The sequence below is a fragment of the Kosakonia sp. Marseille-Q7440 genome (assembly GCF_965119485.1).
In genome coordinates this window covers 1,139,487-1,155,573 of sequence record NZ_CBCPLT010000001.1, presented here as the reverse complement: position 1 = coordinate 1,155,573, position 16,087 = coordinate 1,139,487, and the positions used below count along the sequence as shown (strand labels likewise).

The 16,087-nt window shown below is 57.1% G+C and carries 15 protein-coding genes; 14 read left to right on the top strand and 1 reads right to left on the bottom strand.

Annotated features, from left to right (window positions below):
- Window positions 1-82 precede the first annotated feature (82 nt).
- From miaB to ACWPW2_RS05155, 9 genes are all read left to right on the top strand, one after another.
- Complete coding sequence (gene miaB / locus ACWPW2_RS05195) at window positions 83-1,507, top strand: tRNA (N6-isopentenyl adenosine(37)-C2)-methylthiotransferase MiaB (protein WP_023480007.1); 1,425 nt, start codon at window positions 83-85, stop codon at window positions 1,505-1,507.
- Window positions 1,508-1,648: 141 nt separating this feature from the next.
- On the top strand, window positions 1,649-2,695 hold the full coding sequence (locus ACWPW2_RS05190) for a PhoH family protein (protein ID WP_023479981.1): 1,047 nt from the start codon (window positions 1,649-1,651) through the stop codon (window positions 2,693-2,695).
- A complete protein-coding gene (gene ybeY / locus ACWPW2_RS05185) occupies window positions 2,692-3,159 on the top strand; it encodes an rRNA maturation RNase YbeY (protein ID WP_454121813.1) in 468 nt (155 codons plus the stop codon). Before ACWPW2_RS05190 ends, ybeY begins: the two co-directional genes overlap by 4 nt.
- A gap of 103 nt (window positions 3,160-3,262) precedes the next feature.
- A complete protein-coding gene (corC, locus tag ACWPW2_RS05180) occupies window positions 3,263-4,141 on the top strand; it encodes a CNNM family magnesium/cobalt transport protein CorC (RefSeq protein ID WP_124971495.1) in 879 nt (292 codons plus the stop codon).
- 5 nt (window positions 4,142-4,146) lie between these two features.
- A complete protein-coding gene (gene lnt / locus ACWPW2_RS05175; RefSeq protein ID WP_454121812.1) occupies window positions 4,147-5,685 on the top strand; it encodes an apolipoprotein N-acyltransferase in 1,539 nt (512 codons plus the stop codon).
- Between the two features lie 802 nt (window positions 5,686-6,487).
- Window positions 6,488-7,408, top strand: coding sequence for an amino acid ABC transporter substrate-binding protein (locus tag ACWPW2_RS05170; RefSeq protein WP_023479987.1), 921 nt, complete (start codon window positions 6,488-6,490; stop codon window positions 7,406-7,408).
- 158 nt (window positions 7,409-7,566) lie between these two features.
- The gene (locus tag ACWPW2_RS05165; RefSeq protein WP_312121209.1) at window positions 7,567-8,307 is read left to right on the top strand and encodes an amino acid ABC transporter permease; all 741 of its coding nucleotides are present in this window, start codon (window positions 7,567-7,569) and stop codon (window positions 8,305-8,307) included.
- A gap of 2 nt (window positions 8,308-8,309) precedes the next feature.
- Window positions 8,310-8,984 carry a glutamate/aspartate ABC transporter permease GltK gene (gene gltK / locus ACWPW2_RS05160; RefSeq protein ID WP_023479932.1) on the top strand — a complete coding sequence of 225 codons (675 nt, stop codon included), beginning with the start codon at window positions 8,310-8,312 and terminating at the stop codon, window positions 8,982-8,984.
- Window positions 8,984-9,709 (top strand): amino acid ABC transporter ATP-binding protein, encoded by a 726-nt coding sequence (locus ACWPW2_RS05155; RefSeq protein ID WP_023479949.1) that lies wholly within the window; start codon window positions 8,984-8,986, stop codon window positions 9,707-9,709. Before gltK ends, ACWPW2_RS05155 begins: the two co-directional genes overlap by 1 nt.
- Before the next feature lie 42 nt (window positions 9,710-9,751).
- Here the strand turns inward: ACWPW2_RS05155 and ACWPW2_RS05150 are convergent, their stop codons facing one another.
- Entirely contained in the window at window positions 9,752-10,234 is a 483-nt protein-coding gene (locus ACWPW2_RS05150) for a zinc ribbon-containing protein (protein ID WP_023479977.1), read from the bottom strand.
- Window positions 10,235-10,467: 233 nt separating this feature from the next.
- Here ACWPW2_RS05150 and leuS point away from each other — a divergent pair, with 233 nt between their 5' ends.
- Genes leuS through ACWPW2_RS05125 form a run of 5 tightly spaced genes read left to right on the top strand, consistent with a single transcriptional unit; the run spans window position 10,468 to window position 15,951 of the window.
- Window positions 10,468-13,050, top strand: a complete 2,583-nt coding sequence (gene leuS, locus ACWPW2_RS05145) for a leucine--tRNA ligase (protein ID WP_454121811.1) — start codon at window positions 10,468-10,470, stop codon at window positions 13,048-13,050.
- A 14-nt stretch (window positions 13,051-13,064) separates the two neighbouring features.
- Window positions 13,065-13,634: an LPS assembly lipoprotein LptE gene (gene lptE / locus ACWPW2_RS05140; protein WP_023479965.1), complete on the top strand. Its 570-nt coding sequence runs from the start codon at window positions 13,065-13,067 to the stop codon at window positions 13,632-13,634.
- The gene (gene holA / locus ACWPW2_RS05135) at window positions 13,634-14,665 is read left to right on the top strand and encodes a DNA polymerase III subunit delta (RefSeq protein ID WP_042715225.1); all 1,032 of its coding nucleotides are present in this window, start codon (window positions 13,634-13,636) and stop codon (window positions 14,663-14,665) included. Before lptE ends, holA begins: the two co-directional genes overlap by 1 nt.
- Complete coding sequence (gene nadD / locus ACWPW2_RS05130; RefSeq protein WP_454121810.1) at window positions 14,658-15,308, top strand: nicotinate-nucleotide adenylyltransferase; 651 nt, start codon at window positions 14,658-14,660, stop codon at window positions 15,306-15,308. Before holA ends, nadD begins: the two co-directional genes overlap by 8 nt.
- A 25-nt stretch (window positions 15,309-15,333) precedes the next feature.
- Window positions 15,334-15,951: an adenosylcobalamin/alpha-ribazole phosphatase gene (locus tag ACWPW2_RS05125; RefSeq protein ID WP_279792243.1), complete on the top strand. Its 618-nt coding sequence runs from the start codon at window positions 15,334-15,336 to the stop codon at window positions 15,949-15,951.
- Window positions 15,952-16,087: the final 136 nt, after the last annotated feature.

Genomic DNA, 16,087 nt, shown 5'->3' with positions numbered 1-16,087 from the left:
CAAAGCATTACAATACGCGGCCTGCAATCCTGGCTTATACCCGTCATACTCCGGGTATACGAACTTACGCAAGAGCAAGTCGATGACAAAAAAACTCCATATTAAAACCTGGGGCTGTCAGATGAACGAATATGATTCATCAAAGATGGCCGATCTGCTGGATGCCACCCACGGCTATCAACTGACCGAGGTTGCGGAAGAAGCGGATGTGCTGCTGCTCAATACCTGCTCAATCCGCGAAAAAGCCCAGGAGAAAGTTTTCCATCAGTTGGGTCGCTGGAAGCTGCTGAAAGAGAAAAACCCGGAGCTGATTATTGGCGTCGGCGGCTGCGTGGCCTCGCAGGAGGGCGATCACATTCGCCAGCGCGCCCACTATGTCGATATCATTTTCGGGCCACAAACCCTGCACCGTCTGCCGGAGATGATCAACTCCGTGCGCGGCAACCGCAGCCCGGTCGTCGATATCAGCTTCCCGGAAATTGAAAAATTCGATCGCCTGCCGGAACCGCGCGCCGAAGGCCCGACCGCCTTTGTTTCGATCATGGAAGGGTGCAACAAATATTGCACCTACTGCGTGGTGCCTTACACCCGCGGCGAAGAGGTGAGCCGTCCTTCCGACGACATCCTGTTTGAGATCGCCCAACTGGCAGCGCAGGGCGTGCGTGAAGTTAACCTGCTTGGCCAGAACGTTAACGCCTGGCGCGGTGAAAACTATGATGGCACAACCGGCACCTTTGCCGATCTGCTGCGTCTGGTCGCCGCGATTGACGGCATTGACCGTATCCGCTTTACCACCAGCCACCCGATTGAGTTCACCGATGATATCGTCGACGTCTATCGCGATACGCCGGAGCTGGTGAGCTTCCTGCATCTGCCGGTGCAGAGCGGTTCCGACCGCGTGCTGAACCTGATGGGGCGTACCCACACCGCGCTGGAGTATAAAGCGATCATTCGTAAGCTGCGCGAGGCGCGTCCCGATATTCAGATCAGCTCTGACTTTATCGTCGGCTTCCCGGGCGAAACCACTGATGATTTTGAGAAGACCATGAAGCTGATTGCCGATGTCAATTTCGACATGAGCTACAGCTTTATCTTCTCTGCGCGTCCGGGTACCCCGGCTGCCGATATGGTTGACGATGTGCCGGATGAAGAGAAAAAGCAGCGTCTCTATATCCTGCAAGACCGCATTAACCAGCAGGCGATGGCCTGGAGCCGCCGCATGCTGGGCACCACGCAGCGTATTCTGGTGGAAGGTACTTCGCGTAAGAGCATCATGGAGTTGTCTGGGCGTACCGAGAACAACCGCGTGGTGAACTTCGAAGGTACGCCGGAGATGATCGGCAAATTTGTCGACGTCGAGATCGTGGATGTTTATACCAACTCCCTGCGCGGCGTGCTGGTGCGTACCGAAGAGGAGATGGGATTGCGCGTTGCAGAATCTCCGGCTTCGGTGATCGCCCGTACCCGTAAAGAGAATGAGCTTGGCGTAGGCACGTATCAGCCGTAAAACCTCAGGCCTGCCATTTCTGGCAGGCCTTGCTTTTCCCCGCAATCACCCCAACATGCTGTCTGATGCTTGCGACTTCTGGCGTTGACGTAAATACTTGCCAGAGGGTCGCGACGGCGACACATATCAAAGAGGAACAGTTTGAACATAGATACGCGTGAAATCACCCTTGAGCCAGCGGACAACGCACGTCTGCTAAGTCTGTGCGGCCCGTTTGACGACAACATCAAACAACTGGAGCGGCGACTGGGCATCGAAATCAACCGCCGCGATAATCACTTCAAACTCACCGGACGCGAAATTTGCGTCAACGCGGCTGCCGATATTCTGCACACGCTGTATGTCGACACTGCACCCATGCGCGGTCAGACCCAGGATATCGAGCCGAACCAGATCCACCTGGCGATCAAAGAAGCCCGCGTGCTGGAGCAGAGCGCCGAGAGCGTGCCGGAGTACGGTAAAGCGGTCAACATCAAGACCAAGCGCGGTGTAATTAAGCCACGCACGCCGAACCAGGCGCAGTACATCGCTAACGTGCTCGATCATGACATCACCTTTGGCGTCGGCCCGGCGGGTACGGGTAAAACCTACCTCGCGGTCGCAGCCGCCGTGGATGCGCTTGAGCGCCAGGAAGTTCGCCGCATTCTGCTGACCCGCCCGGCGGTGGAAGCGGGTGAAAAACTCGGCTTCCTGCCCGGCGATCTCAGCCAGAAGGTCGACCCTTACCTGCGCCCGCTCTATGACGCGCTGTTTGAGATGCTTGGCTTCGAGCGCGTTGAGAAGCTGATGGAGCGCAACGTCATTGAGGTTGCCCCCCTCGCCTATATGCGCGGTCGCACCCTGAATGATGCCTTTATCATTCTCGATGAGAGCCAGAACACCACCATCGAACAGATGAAGATGTTCCTGACGCGTATCGGCTTCAACTCAAAAGCGGTGATCACCGGCGACGTCACGCAGATTGACCTGCCACGCAGCACCAAATCGGGCCTGCGCCACGCTATCGAAGTGCTGGCGAATGTCGATGAGATCAGCTTCAACTTCTTCCACAGCGAAGACGTGGTGCGCCACCCGGTGGTAGCACGCATTGTTATCGCCTATGAAGCCTGGGAAGAAGCGGAGCAAAAACGGAAAGCAGAACTGGCCGCCGAGCGTAAGCGCGAAGCCCAGGATCAGGAGCAGAAATGAGTCAGGTGATCCTCGATTTACAGCTGGCCTGCGAAGATAACAGCGGCCTGCCGGATGAAGCGCAGTTTCAGGCCTGGCTGGACGCGGTGATCCCGCAGTTCCAGCCGGAAGCGGAAGTGACCATCCGTCTGGTCGATAGCGCAGAGAGCCACGAGCTGAACCTGACCTATCGCGGGAAAGATAAGCCGACCAACGTGCTCTCTTTCCCGTTCGAAGCGCCGCCCGGCATCGAAATGCCGCTGCTGGGCGATCTGATCATCTGCCGCCAGGTGGTTGAGCAGGAGGCGATTGAACAGGTTAAACCCCTCGAAGCCCACTGGGCGCATATGGTGATCCACGGCAGCTTACACCTGCTGGGGTATGACCATATTGAGGATGAGGAAGCGGAAGAGATGGAAGGGATCGAGACAGAGATAATGCTTGCTCTGGGCTATGAGGATCCGTACATTTCCGAGAAGGAGTAGTCTGTGCGCCAGTTCGCTGGCGCATTGGCACAAAATGCCGTCCGGCGCTGAGTTTACGCGTGACGAGCGACAATTCAACCAACATGAGAACCCACACGACGCCATGAGCGACGATAACTCACACAGTAGCGACAACACCACCAGCAAAAAGGGATTCTTCTCCCTTTTACTCAGCCAGCTCTTTCACGGCGAACCGAAAAACCGTGATGAATTACTGGCTCTGATCCGAGACTCCGGGCAGAACGAGCTTATCGATGAAGATACGCGCGACATGCTCGAAGGGGTGATGGATATTGCGGACCAGCGCGTACGCGACATCATGATCCCCCGTTCACAAATGATCACCCTGAAACGCAACCAGACGCTGGACGAGTGTCTCGATGTCATTATCGAGTCCGCCCACTCGCGTTTCCCGGTCATTAGCGAAGACAAAGATCACATCGAAGGGATTCTGATGGCTAAGGATCTGCTGCCGTTTATGCGCAGCGATGCCGAAGCATTCAGCATGGAAAAAGTGTTACGCCCGGCAGTGGTGGTACCGGAGAGCAAGCGCGTTGACCGCATGCTGAAAGAGTTCCGTTCCCAGCGCTACCACATGGCTATCGTTATTGATGAGTTTGGTGGTGTCTCCGGTCTGGTCACTATCGAAGATATTCTTGAGCTGATCGTCGGCGAAATCGAAGATGAGTATGACGAAGAAGAGGATATCGATTTCCGCCAGCTGAGCCGTCACACCTGGACGGTGCGCGCGCTGGCGCCGATTGAAGACTTTAACGACACCTTCGGTACCCACTTCAGCGATGAAGAGGTCGATACCATTGGCGGTCTGGTGATGCAGGCGTTTGGTCACCTTCCCGCACGCGGCGAATCTATCGACATTGATGGTTACCAATTCAAAGTCGCTATGGCAGACAGTCGACGTATTATTCAGGTCCATGTCAGAATGCCGGATGATTCTCCGCAACCGAAACTGGATGAGTAATGTAAATGGTATTTGCCGCCTTGTTTGAGCGCCAGCGCGTCCGTCTGCTGCTGGCGTTACTGTTCGGAGCCAGCGGAACGCTGGCTTTTTCACCTTATGACCTCTGGCCCGCCGCGCTTCTCTCCCTGATGGGCCTGCAGGGCTTAACCCTTAACCGCCGTCCGTTACAGGCCGCCTGGATTGGCTACACCTGGGGGCTTGGCCTGTTTGGCAGCGGCGTGCACTGGGTCTATGTCAGCATCGCGCAGTTTGGCGGCATGCCCGGCCCCATCAACGTCTTTATCGTCGCGCTGCTGGCGGCTTATCTGTCGCTCTATACCGGCCTGTTTGCCGGCCTGCTCTCGCGCCTGTGGCCGAAAACCAGCTGGCTGCGGGTGGCGGTTGCCGCACCGGTGGTGTGGCAGATCACCGAGTTTCTGCGCGGCTGGGTGCTGACCGGCTTCCCGTGGTTGCAGTTTGGCTACAGCCAGATTGACGGCCCGCTAAAAGGCCTGGCACCGGTGCTCGGCGTCGAGTCGATTAACATCCTGCTGATGGTAGTGAGCGGCCTGCTGGTGCTGGCGCTGGCAACCCGTAACTGGCGTCCGCTGGTGGCGGCGGTTGTGCTCTTCGCCCTCCCCTTCCCGCTGCGTTTTATTCAGTGGTATCAGCTGCTGCCGGATCGCACCACCCAGGTGACGATGGTGCAGGGCAATATTCCGCAGTCAATGAAGTGGGACGCAGGTGAGTTGCTCAATACGCTGAAGATTTACGCTGGCGCGACTGAGCAGGTGCTGGGCAAGTCGCAGCTGATTATCTGGCCTGAGTCGGCAATCCCGGATCTGGAGATTAACCAGCAGGGTTTTCTCAACCAGATGGATAAAACCCTGCGGGCGAACAATGCCACGCTGATTACCGGTATTGTCGATGCGCGCCTCAATCAGCAGAATCGCTACGACACCTACAACACGGCGATTACGCTGGGAACCGGCAGTCCGTACAGCTATCGCTCAACGGATCGCTACAACAAAAACCACCTGGTGCCGTTTGGCGAGTTTGTGCCGCTGGAATCGATTCTGCGACCACTCGCGCCCTTCTTCGATCTGCCGATGTCCTCCTTTAGCCGCGGCCCTTATGTGCAGGCACCGCTTTCGGCTCATGGGTTAAAGCTGACGGCGGCGATCTGCTACGAGATTATCCTCGGCGAGCAGGTGCGGGATAATTTCCGCCCGGACACCGACTTCCTGCTGACCATCTCCAACGATGCCTGGTTTGGTAAGTCGATTGGGCCATGGCAGCACTTCCAGATGGCGCGTATGCGTTCGCTGGAGCTGGCGCGCCCGCTGCTGCGCAGCACCAATAACGGCATTACCGCCGTGATTGGGCCGCAGGGCGAGATCCAGGCGATGCTTCCGCAGTTCACCCGCGAGGTGCTGACGGCGAAAGTAACCCCCACCAGCGGGTTAACGCCGTATGCGCGAATGGGTAACTGGCCGGTGTGGATTATCACGGTCCTGCTGGGCTTTGCCGCGCTGGTGTTGGGCCTGCGTCAGCGCCGCCGTTAATTTTTCGCCGCTGATTGCCGGATGGCGCTTCGCTTATCCGGCCTACAAAATTTCGCACTTCACCGTAGGCCGGATAAGGCGTAAGCCGCCATCCGGCAGCGACCTCATACCTTTGCCGGATGGCGCTGCGCTTATCCGGCCTACAAAACTTCGCACTTCCCCGTAGGCCGGATAAGGCGTAAGCCGCCATCCGGCAGCGACCTCATATCTTTGCCGGATGACGCTGTGCTTATCCGGCCTACAAAATTTCGCACTTCCCCGTAGGCCGGATAAGGCGTAAGCCGCCATCCGGCAGTCACCTCATATCTTTGCCGGATGACGCTGCGCTTATCCGGCCCACAAAATTTCGCACTTCCCCGTAGGCCGGATAAGGCGTAAGCCGCCATCCGGCAGCTGCCTCATATCTTTGCCGGATGACGCTGTGCTTATCCGGCCTACAAAACTTCGCACTTCCCCGTAGGCCGGATAAGGCGTAAGCCGCCATCCGGCAATTTCTTCTGCACCCACCAAACTGGCATGCCGCTTGCTTATATCTACCCCGTGACGACAAAATCTGCCCGTGCGTAAACGGGTCGCACCGGCAGGGATCGGTCGCAGCACTATTCTGGTGCAATGTGAGATTTTTGCCTCTAAACGGTGCGGCGCGCCTCGCAAAAATAAACAATACCGCAGCAAATTCTTTACATTAAGCCAGACTAAATGTAACAAACACACACGACACTGCACGAATATGTAGCAGCACATAACAACAACACAACGGGTATCACTGTGCTTTACGCACTGACGATAAAGGAGTCTGGATATGCAATTACGTAAACTGGCCGCCGCCATGCTGGTGATGGGACTGTCCGCCGGTCTGGCACACGCCGAAGAGGCGAAGCCTGCCGACGCAGCGGCTCAGCAATCGACGCTGGATAAAATTGCCAAAAACGGCGTTATCGTCGTCGGTCACCGTGAATCTTCCGTACCGTTCTCCTATTACGACAACGCACAGAAAGTTGTCGGTTATTCACAAGACTACTCCAACGCTATCGTTGAAGCGGTGAAGAAGAAGCTCAACAAGCCGGATCTGGCCGTTAAGCTGATCCCTGTCACCTCGCAGAACCGTATTCCGCTGCTGCAAAACGGCACCTTCGACTTTGAGTGCGGCTCCACCACTAACAACGTCGAGCGCCAGAAACAGGCGGCCTTCTCTGACACCATTTTCGTGGTCGGCACCCGTCTGCTAACCAAAAAAGGCGGCCCGATCAAAGATTTCGCCGACCTGAAAGGCAAAGCCGTGGTTGTGACCTCCGGCACCACCTCCGAGATCCTGCTTAACAAGCTGAATGACGAGAAGAAGATGGATATGCGCATCATCAGCGCGAAAGATCACGGCGACTCCTTCCGTACGCTGGAGAGCGGTCGCGCGGTGGCCTTTATGATGGATGATGCCCTGCTGGCCGGTGAGCGCGCGAAGGCGAAGAAACCGGATAACTGGGAGATCGTCGGCACGCCGCAGTCGAAAGAGGCTTACGGCTGTATGCTGCGCAAAAATGACCCGGAATTTAAAAAGCTGATGGATGAGACCATCGCGCAGTACCAGACCTCCGGCGCGGCGGAAAAATCGTTCACCAAGTGGTTTAAGAACCCGATTCCACCGAAAAACATGAACCTGAACTTCGATCTTTCTGACGACATGAAAGCGCTGTTCAAAGAACCGAATGACAAAGCTCTGAACTAATTAAAACCATTAGGGGCGGGTTTACCTGCCCTCTCGATTGTCGAAGCTGCACGGACAGACTATGCGTTGAGTGGCCGTTCCCCACTCAGCGTGAACATTCGCACTTCACACAATCTTCGAGGGTAGCGCTGCTACCCTTTTTTTTCTGGAGTAGATTTATGTCCATAGACTGGAACTGGGGAATATTCCTGCAACAGGCCCCGTTCGGCAACACCACCTATCTTGGCTGGTTATGGAGCGGTTTTCAGGTCACCATCGCGTTGTCGGTGACGGCCTGGATCATCGCCTTCCTGGTCGGCTCTCTGTTTGGCATCCTGCGCACCGTTCCCAACCGTGTCCTCTCCGGAATCGGCACCTTATATGTGGAACTGTTCCGTAACGTGCCGCTAATTGTGCAGTTCTTTACCTGGTATCTCGTGGTGCCGGAGCTGCTGCCGGAAGATATCGGCATGTGGTTTAAGGCGGAGCTGGATCCCAATATCCAGTTCTTCCTCTCGTCGATGGTCTGCCTTGGTCTGTTTACTGCCGCTCGCGTCTGCGAGCAGGTGCGCGCCGCGATCCAGTCGCTGCCGCGCGGGCAGAAAAATGCCGGGCTGGCGATGGGTCTGACGCTGCCGCAAACCTACCGCTACGTGCTGCTGCCGAATGCCTACCGCGTGATCGTCCCGCCGATGACCTCGGAGATGATGAACCTGGTGAAAAACTCGGCCATCGCCTCGACCATTGGTCTGGTGGATATGGCGGCGCAGGCGGGCAAGCTGCTCGATTACTCCGCCCACGCCTGGGAATCTTTTACCGCTATTACCCTCGCTTACGTGGTGATTAACGCCGTGATTATGCTGGTGATGAACCTGGTTGAACGCAAAATCCGCCTGCCGGGCAATATGGGAGGCAAATAACGATGTATGAGTTTGACTGGAGTTCAATCGTCCCTTCCCTGCCTTATCTGTGGGCGGGATTGCTGGTGACGCTGAAAATCACCGCCATCGCCATTGTGTTCGGTATCGTCTGGGGCACGCTGCTGGCAGTGATGCGACTGTCGACCTTCGCGCCGCTGCGCTGGTTCGCCAAAAGCTACGTTAACGTCTTCCGCTCGATTCCGCTGGTGATGGTGCTGCTGTGGTTCTATCTGATCGTGCCGGGTTTCCTGCAAAACGTGCTGGGCCTGTCGCCGAAAACCGATATCCGGCTTATCTCGGCGATGGTCGCCTTCTCGATGTTTGAGGCGGCGTACTACTCGGAGATTATCCGCGCCGGGATCCAGAGTATCTCCCGCGGGCAGTCGAGCGCGGCGCTGGCGCTCGGTATGACGCACTGGCAGTCGATGAAGCTGATTATTCTGCCGCAGGCGTTTCGCGCCATGGTGCCGCTGCTGCTTACCCAGGGCATCGTCTTATTCCAGGACACCTCGTTAGTGTATGTCCTGAGCCTGGCGGATTTCTTCCGCACGGCCTCCACGATTGGCGAGCGTGACGGTACGCAGGTCGAGATGATCCTGTTTGCCGGCGCTGTCTATTTTGTTATCAGTTTGAGTGCTTCGCTGTTGGTCAGCTGGCTGAAGAAAAGGACCGTCTAATGATTTCCCTGAAAAATGTTTCGAAATGGTATGGCCACTTTCAGGTGTTGACCGACTGCTCCACCGAAGTGAAAAAGGGCGAGGTGGTGGTAGTTTGCGGCCCGTCGGGTTCCGGTAAATCGACGCTGATCAAAACCGTCAATGGCCTTGAGCCGGTGCAGAAAGGCGAGATCCTGGTCAACGGCACCAAAGTGAATGACAAGAAAACCAATCTCGCGGAGCTGCGCTCCCACGTCGGGATGGTGTTCCAGCACTTTGAGCTCTTCCCGCACCTGTCGATTATCGAAAACCTGACGCTGGCGCAGGTGAAAGTGCTGAAACGCGACAAAGCCGCCGCGCGCGACAAAGGGCTGAAGCTGCTGGAGCGCGTTGGGCTGACGGCGCACGCCAATAAGTTCCCGGCGCAGCTTTCAGGTGGTCAGCAGCAACGCGTGGCGATTGCCCGTGCGCTCTGCATGGATCCGGTAGCAATGCTGTTTGATGAACCGACATCGGCGCTCGATCCGGAGATGATCAACGAAGTGCTCGACGTGATGGTCGAACTGGCAAACGAAGGGATGACGATGATGGTGGTGACCCACGAAATGGGCTTCGCCCGTAAAGTGGCGAACCGCGTGATCTTTATGGATGAAGGGAAAATCGTCGAAGACTCAGAGAAGGACGCCTTCTTTAACGATCCGAAATCGGATCGCGCAAAAGACTTCCTCGCCAAGATCCTGCATTAATCCCCTTACGCCTGCCCGCGCTGTGTGGGCAGGCGCTTACTGTTAAGGTTCGAACGGACGGCGCTGGAACTGATCGTGGCCGCATTTCGGGCATAACGGCAGCACATCCGGCGTATAGACCGCCAGATGGAAATGGCACTTCTCGCAGACCAGGTTCCCCAGCCCAACCACTTCCCCGCTGTGATAGACACCGTGGTGATTGAGATCCTGAAATACCTCGCGCCACTCCAGCTGGGTTTTATCGGTAATATCCGCCAGCTCCTGCCAGATGCTCTCTTTGATCACCCGCATAAAGACGCCGTCGGTGACCTCACTCTGGCTTTCGTTGTAGCTGCGGGCGAACTCTTCCAAATCGCGACGAATGGCGCGCATTAACTCATCCGTCTCGGTTCGCGTTAACTCACCGGTCTGTGTGACCCTCAGGCGAGCCTGTTCAACCAATGCGTCAATATCGCGATCGCCATTACGCAGGCGCTCGGTCAGTGAAGCGACCAGTTCACGGTAAAATTGCGCAACCTTGCTCATCGTTTCGCCTCCGGTTAAGTGATTCATTTTAATGATAGACGTTAATTTCCCCTGCCTATGCCGAGCCGCCTGTTGCGTGATGAAAAAGTGATGTGGCGCAGAGAAGGGCTATTTCGACGGCGCTTTTCGGAAAGGCTGTTTTGAGGCTGGCGTTTGGGCTATGCTATGCCGACTAAAAACCACCTATTAACGCTACATTTGTAGCTGTAGCAAAAACAGGACTACTGGCTGCCATGCAAGAGCAATACCGCCCGGAAGAGATAGAATCCACCGTACAGCGTCACTGGGAAGAAAAGCGCACATTCGAGGTCACCGAAGACGAGAGCAAAGAGAAATACTATTGCCTGTCGATGCTTCCCTATCCTTCTGGCCGACTACACATGGGCCACGTCCGTAACTACACCATTGGCGATGTGATCGCCCGCTACCAGCGCATGCTGGGCAAAAACGTGCTGCAGCCGATTGGCTGGGATGCGTTTGGCCTGCCGGCTGAAGGCGCCGCGGTAAAAAACAAAACCGCCCCTGCGCCGTGGACCTACGACAATATCGCCTACATGAAAAACCAGCTGAAAATGCTGGGCTTCGGCTACGACTGGAGCCGTGAAGTGGCGACCTGCACCCCGGAATATTACCGCTGGGAGCAGAAATTCTTTACCGAGCTCTATAAAAAAGGGCTGGTCTACAAAAAAACCTCCGCGGTGAACTGGTGCCCGAATGACCAGACTGTACTCGCCAACGAACAGGTTATCGACGGCTGCTGCTGGCGCTGCGATACCAAAGTTGAGCGTAAAGAGATCCCGCAGTGGTTTATCAAAATCACCGCTTATGCCGACGAGCTGCTGAACGATCTGGATAAACTGGATCACTGGCCGGATACCGTCAAAACGATGCAGCGCAACTGGATCGGCCGTTCTGAAGGGGTGGAGATCACCTTTGATGTGCAGAACAGCGACGAGAAGCTGACCGTTTACACCACCCGCCCTGACACCTTTATGGGCGTGACCTATCTGGCCGTTGCCGCTGGTCACCCGCTGGCGCAGCAGGCCGCCCAGAGCAACCCTGAGCTGGCGAGCTTCATCGACGAATGCCGCAACACCAAAGTCGCGGAAGCCGAAATGGCGACGATGGAGAAAAAAGGCGTCGATACCGGCCTGAAAGCGATTCATCCGCTGACCGGTGAAGCGATTCCGGTCTGGACGGCAAACTTTGTGCTGATGGAGTATGGCACTGGCGCGGTAATGGCCGTTCCGGGTCACGACCAGCGCGATTATGAGTTTGCCAGCAAATATCAGCTGAATATCAAACCGGTCATCCTGAATGCCGACGGCAGCGAGCCGGATTTCAGCGCCCAGGCGCTGACCGAAAAAGGCGTGCTGTTTAACTCCGGCGAGTTCGACGGTCTCGACTTCAACGCTGCCTTTAACGCCATTGCTGACAAGCTGGCAGAGAAAGGCGTTGGCGAGCGTAAAGTGAACTTCCGACTGCGCGACTGGGGCGTTTCCCGTCAGCGTTACTGGGGTGCGCCAATCCCGATGGTGACCCTGGAAGATGGCACCGTGATGCCGACGCCGGAAGACCAGCTGCCGGTGATCCTGCCGGAAGATGTGGTGATGGACGGCATTACCAGCCCGATCAAAGCCGACCCGGAGTGGGCGAAAACCACCGTTAACGGCCAGCCTGCGCTGCGCGAAACGGATACCTTCGACACCTTTATGGAGTCCTCCTGGTACTATGCGCGCTACACCTGCCCGCAGTACAACGAAGGGATGCTGGATCCGAACGCGGCGAACTACTGGCTGCCGGTTGATATCTATATCGGCGGTATCGAACACGCCATCATGCACCTGCTCTACTTCCGCTTCTTCCACAAGCTGATGCGCGATGCGGGCATGGTCACCTCTGACGAACCGGCTAAACAGCTGCTGTGTCAGGGCATGGTACTGGCAGATGCCTTCTACTACCTCGGCGAAAGCGGCGAGCGTAACTGGGTGTCGCCGAAGGACGCTATCGTCGAGCGTGACGAAAAAGGCCGTATCGTGAAGGCGACCGATGCTGCGGGCCATGAGCTGGTCTACACCGGAATGAGCAAGATGTCGAAGTCGAAAAACAACGGCATCGACCCGCAGGAGATGGTAGAGCGTTACGGCGCGGATACCGTGCGTCTGTTTATGATGTTCGCCTCCCCGGCAGATATGACGCTGGAGTGGCAAGAGTCTGGCGTTGAGGGGGCAAACCGCTTCCTGAAACGCGTCTGGAAACTGGTCTACGAACACACCGCCCAGGGTGCCGTTGCGCCGCTGGATCTGGCTGCGCTGAATGACGATCAGCAGGCGCTGCGCCGCGATGTGCATAAAACCATCGCCAAAGTCTCCGATGATATCGGCCGTCGTCAGACCTTCAACACCGCCATCGCGGCGATCATGGAGCTGATGAACAAGCTGGCGAAAGCGCCGCAGGAGAGCGAGCAGGATCGCGCTCTGATGCAGGAAGCGCTGCTGGCAGTGGTGCGTATGCTCAACCCGTTCACCCCGCACGCCAGCTTCACGCTGTGGCAGGAGCTGGGCGGCGAAGGCGATATCGATAACGCGCCGTGGCCGGTTGCCGACGAGAAAGCGATGGTTGAGAACACCACGCTGGTCGTCGTGCAGGTTAACGGCAAAGTGCGCGGTAAAATCACCGTCGCTGTCGATGCGACAGAAGAACAGGTTCGTGAACGCGCAGGCCAGGAGCACCTGGTGGCGAAATATCTTGAGGGCGTTACCGTACGTAAAGTGATTTATGTACCGGGCAAACTGCTCAATCTGGTCGTTGGTTAAGCGCGGGAGGAAGCGTGCGATATCTGGCAACACTGTTCGTAACCCTGGCGGTGCTCGTCACCGCCGGATGCGGCTGGCATCTGCGGAGCACAACCCAGGTGCCGCCGGAAATGAAAACCATGATCTTTAACTCCGGCGATCCCAATGGACCGCTGAGCCGCGCTATCCGTAGCCAGCTGCGCCTCAACGGCGTCACGCTGCTCGATGACAGCACAACGCGTCAGGATGTGCCGTCGCTGCGTCTGGGTTCAGTGTTTATGGGGAATGACACCGCCTCCGTCTTCCAGAATGGCCAGACGGCGGAGTACCAGATGGTGCTGACCGTTAACGCATCGGTACTGATCCCGGGTCACGATATCTACCCGATCAGCACCAAAGTGTACCGGTCGTTCTTCGATAACCCGCAAAAGGCGCTGGCAAAAGCGGCCGAGCAGGAGATTATCGTCCAGGAGATGTATAGCAAAGCCGCAGAGCAGCTGATTCGCCAGCTGCCGAGCGTGCGCACGGCGGACGAAAAAAACACGCAAAATGAGATCTCTTCATCTTCACGCGTGAAGTCCGCCCCGGCAACGCCAGGTAGCTGATGCTCAGGCTTTATCCGGAACAACTCCGCGCGCAGCTCAATGAAGGGCTGCGCGCGGCCTATCTGCTGCTCGGTAACGATCCGTTACTGCTGCAAGAGAGCCAGGATGCGGTGCGGCAGGTTGCCGCTACGCAAGGCTTCACTGAACACCACACCTTCTCGCTCGATGCCAGCACCGACTGGGATGCCATCTTCTCCATTTGCCAGGCGCTGAGCCTTTTTGCCAGCCGACAAACCCTGCTGTTACAGCTGCCGGACAACGGCCCGAACGCCGCGATGAACGAACAGCTGGCAAAGCTGGTTGGCCTGCTGCATGAAGATCTGATCCTGATTGTGCGTGGCAATAAGCTTACCAAAGCGCAGGAGAACGCCGCCTGGCTTAGCCAGCTTAATACGCAGGTGGTGCAGGTCAGCTGCCAGACGCCCGAACAGGCGAACCTGCCGCGCTGGGTTGCCGCACGGGCAAAACAGAACAAGCTGGAGCTGGACGACGCCGCCAATCAACTCCTCTGCTACTGCTACGAAGGCAATTTGCTGGCGCTGGCGCAGGCGCTCGAGCGGCTGGCGCTGCTGTGGCCCGACGGCAAGCTTACCCTGCCCCGCGTCGAGCAGGCGGTTAATGATGCAGCGCACTTCACGCCGTTTCACTGGGTCGATGCCCTGCTGGCCGGTAAGAGCAAGCGCGCGTTACATATTCTGACCCAGCTGCGGCTGGAGGCGTGCGAGCCGGTGATCCTGCTACGTACCGTGCAGCGCGAGCTGCTGCTGCTGGTCACGCTGAAACGCCAGATGACGCAGATGCCGCTGCGCGCGCTGTTTGATAAACACCGGGTGTGGCAAAACCGTCGCGGCGCGACCACTGAGGCGCTGAACCGGCTGAGTGCCGATCAGCTTCGCCAGGCGGTGCATCTGCTGAGCCGCATTGAGCTGATCGTCAAGCAGGATTACGGTCAGTCGGTGTGGGCGGAGCTGGAGGGGCTTTCTCTGCTACTCTGTCACAAAGCCCTCGCAGACATCTTTATTGATGGTTGATATGAAACAGTTACACGCGCTGTTTGGCGGCACCTTCGATCCTGTCCATTACGGTCACCTGAAACCGGTGGAAGCGCTGGCAAATCTTATTGGCCTGTCCAAAGTGACGATCATGCCCAATAATGTGCCGCCCCATCGCCCGCAGCCGGAGGCGAACAGCCAGCAGCGCAAAACCATGGTCGAGCTGGCCATCGCTGATAAACCGCTCTTCGCTCTTGATGAGCGCGAGCTGATGCGCGATGAGCCCTCCTACAGCGCGGATACGCTACAGGCGTGGCGACAGGAGCACGGCGAGCAGGCATCGCTGGCCTTTATTATTGGCCAGGATTCATTGCTCACCTTCCCGAGCTGGCATCGCTACGACACCATTCTTGATAACTGCCACCTGATTGTCTGCCGCCGCCCGGGTTATGCCCTGACGATGAGCGAAGAGGCGCATCAGCATTGGCTCGACGCGCATCTGACCACCCGCGTGGAGGATCTGCACACTCTGCCCGCCGGCAAAATCTATCTTGCCGAAACGCCGTGGTTTGATATCTCTGCCACGCAGATTCGCCAGCGGCTGGCTCATAATGAGCCGTGCGACGATCTGCTGCCTGCCGTCGTGCTCGATTACATCCATCAGCAGGGCCTCTACCGCTAAACCGCGCGATCAACAGGAGAAGTGCATGCGACTCTGGTTAATACGCCACGGCGAAACCGAAGCGAACGTGGCCGGGCTCTACAGCGGACATGCCCCGACGCCCTTAACGCCAAAAGGCGTCGCGCAGGCACAAACCCTTCACGACCTGCTCCACGCCGTGCCCTTCGATTATGTGCTTTGTAGCGAGCTGGATCGCGCCCGGCAGACGGCTGCGCGCGTGCTGGCATCACGGGATATCGACATTCACACCACGCCGCTGCTTAATGAGATGTTTTTTGGTGACTGGGAGATGCGCCACCACCGCGATTTAACGCACGAAGATCCCGAGCGCTACGCCGCCTGGTGTACCGACTGGCAGCATGCGGTTCCGACCAATGGCGAAGGTTTTCAGGATTTCTCGGCGAGGATCGAGCGCGTGGTGACGCTATTGCAGGATCTGAAACAGACGCAAAAAAATGTGCTCATCGCCAGCCATCAGGGGGTTATCAGCCTGCTGATTGCCCGTTTATTGAGTATGCCTGCCTCGTCGCTGTGGCATTTCCATATTGACCAGGGCTGCTGGAGCCGGGTGGATATGCGCGACGATTTTGCCACGCTGCGGGTGCTAAACAGCCGCGCGGTCTGGCATCCTGACGAGAAGTAGCCGCTTTTTTATCCATCTCTTAAGCTGTAGTGATTCGGTGATTGACAGGACCCCGCAGGCTGCTATTCTCCGCGCGCAGAAATTGTTTTACAAAATTGGCGATGCAATCGCGCGGCCAGGATGGGATGATAGCCCA

Coding starts and splice junctions, on each gene's coding strand:
- holA (WP_042715225.1), top strand. CDS start 13,634: ATGCTCAGGCTTTATCCGGAACAACTCCGCGCGCAGCTCAATGAAGGG.
- ACWPW2_RS05150 (WP_023479977.1), bottom strand. CDS start 10,234: ATGAGCAAGGTTGCGCAATTTTACCGTGAACTGGTCGCTTCACTGACC.
- lnt (WP_454121812.1), top strand. CDS start 4,147: ATGGTATTTGCCGCCTTGTTTGAGCGCCAGCGCGTCCGTCTGCTGCTG.
- ACWPW2_RS05170 (WP_023479987.1), top strand. CDS start 6,488: ATGCAATTACGTAAACTGGCCGCCGCCATGCTGGTGATGGGACTGTCC.
- leuS (WP_454121811.1), top strand. CDS start 10,468: ATGCAAGAGCAATACCGCCCGGAAGAGATAGAATCCACCGTACAGCGT.
- ACWPW2_RS05165 (WP_312121209.1), top strand. CDS start 7,567: ATGTCCATAGACTGGAACTGGGGAATATTCCTGCAACAGGCCCCGTTC.
- gltK (WP_023479932.1), top strand. CDS start 8,310: ATGTATGAGTTTGACTGGAGTTCAATCGTCCCTTCCCTGCCTTATCTG.
- miaB (WP_023480007.1), top strand. CDS start 83: ATGACAAAAAAACTCCATATTAAAACCTGGGGCTGTCAGATGAACGAA.
- corC (WP_124971495.1), top strand. CDS start 3,263: ATGAGCGACGATAACTCACACAGTAGCGACAACACCACCAGCAAAAAG.
- nadD (WP_454121810.1), top strand. CDS start 14,658: ATGGTTGATATGAAACAGTTACACGCGCTGTTTGGCGGCACCTTCGAT.
- ACWPW2_RS05125 (WP_279792243.1), top strand. CDS start 15,334: ATGCGACTCTGGTTAATACGCCACGGCGAAACCGAAGCGAACGTGGCC.
- ybeY (WP_454121813.1), top strand. CDS start 2,692: ATGAGTCAGGTGATCCTCGATTTACAGCTGGCCTGCGAAGATAACAGC.
- ACWPW2_RS05155 (WP_023479949.1), top strand. CDS start 8,984: ATGATTTCCCTGAAAAATGTTTCGAAATGGTATGGCCACTTTCAGGTG.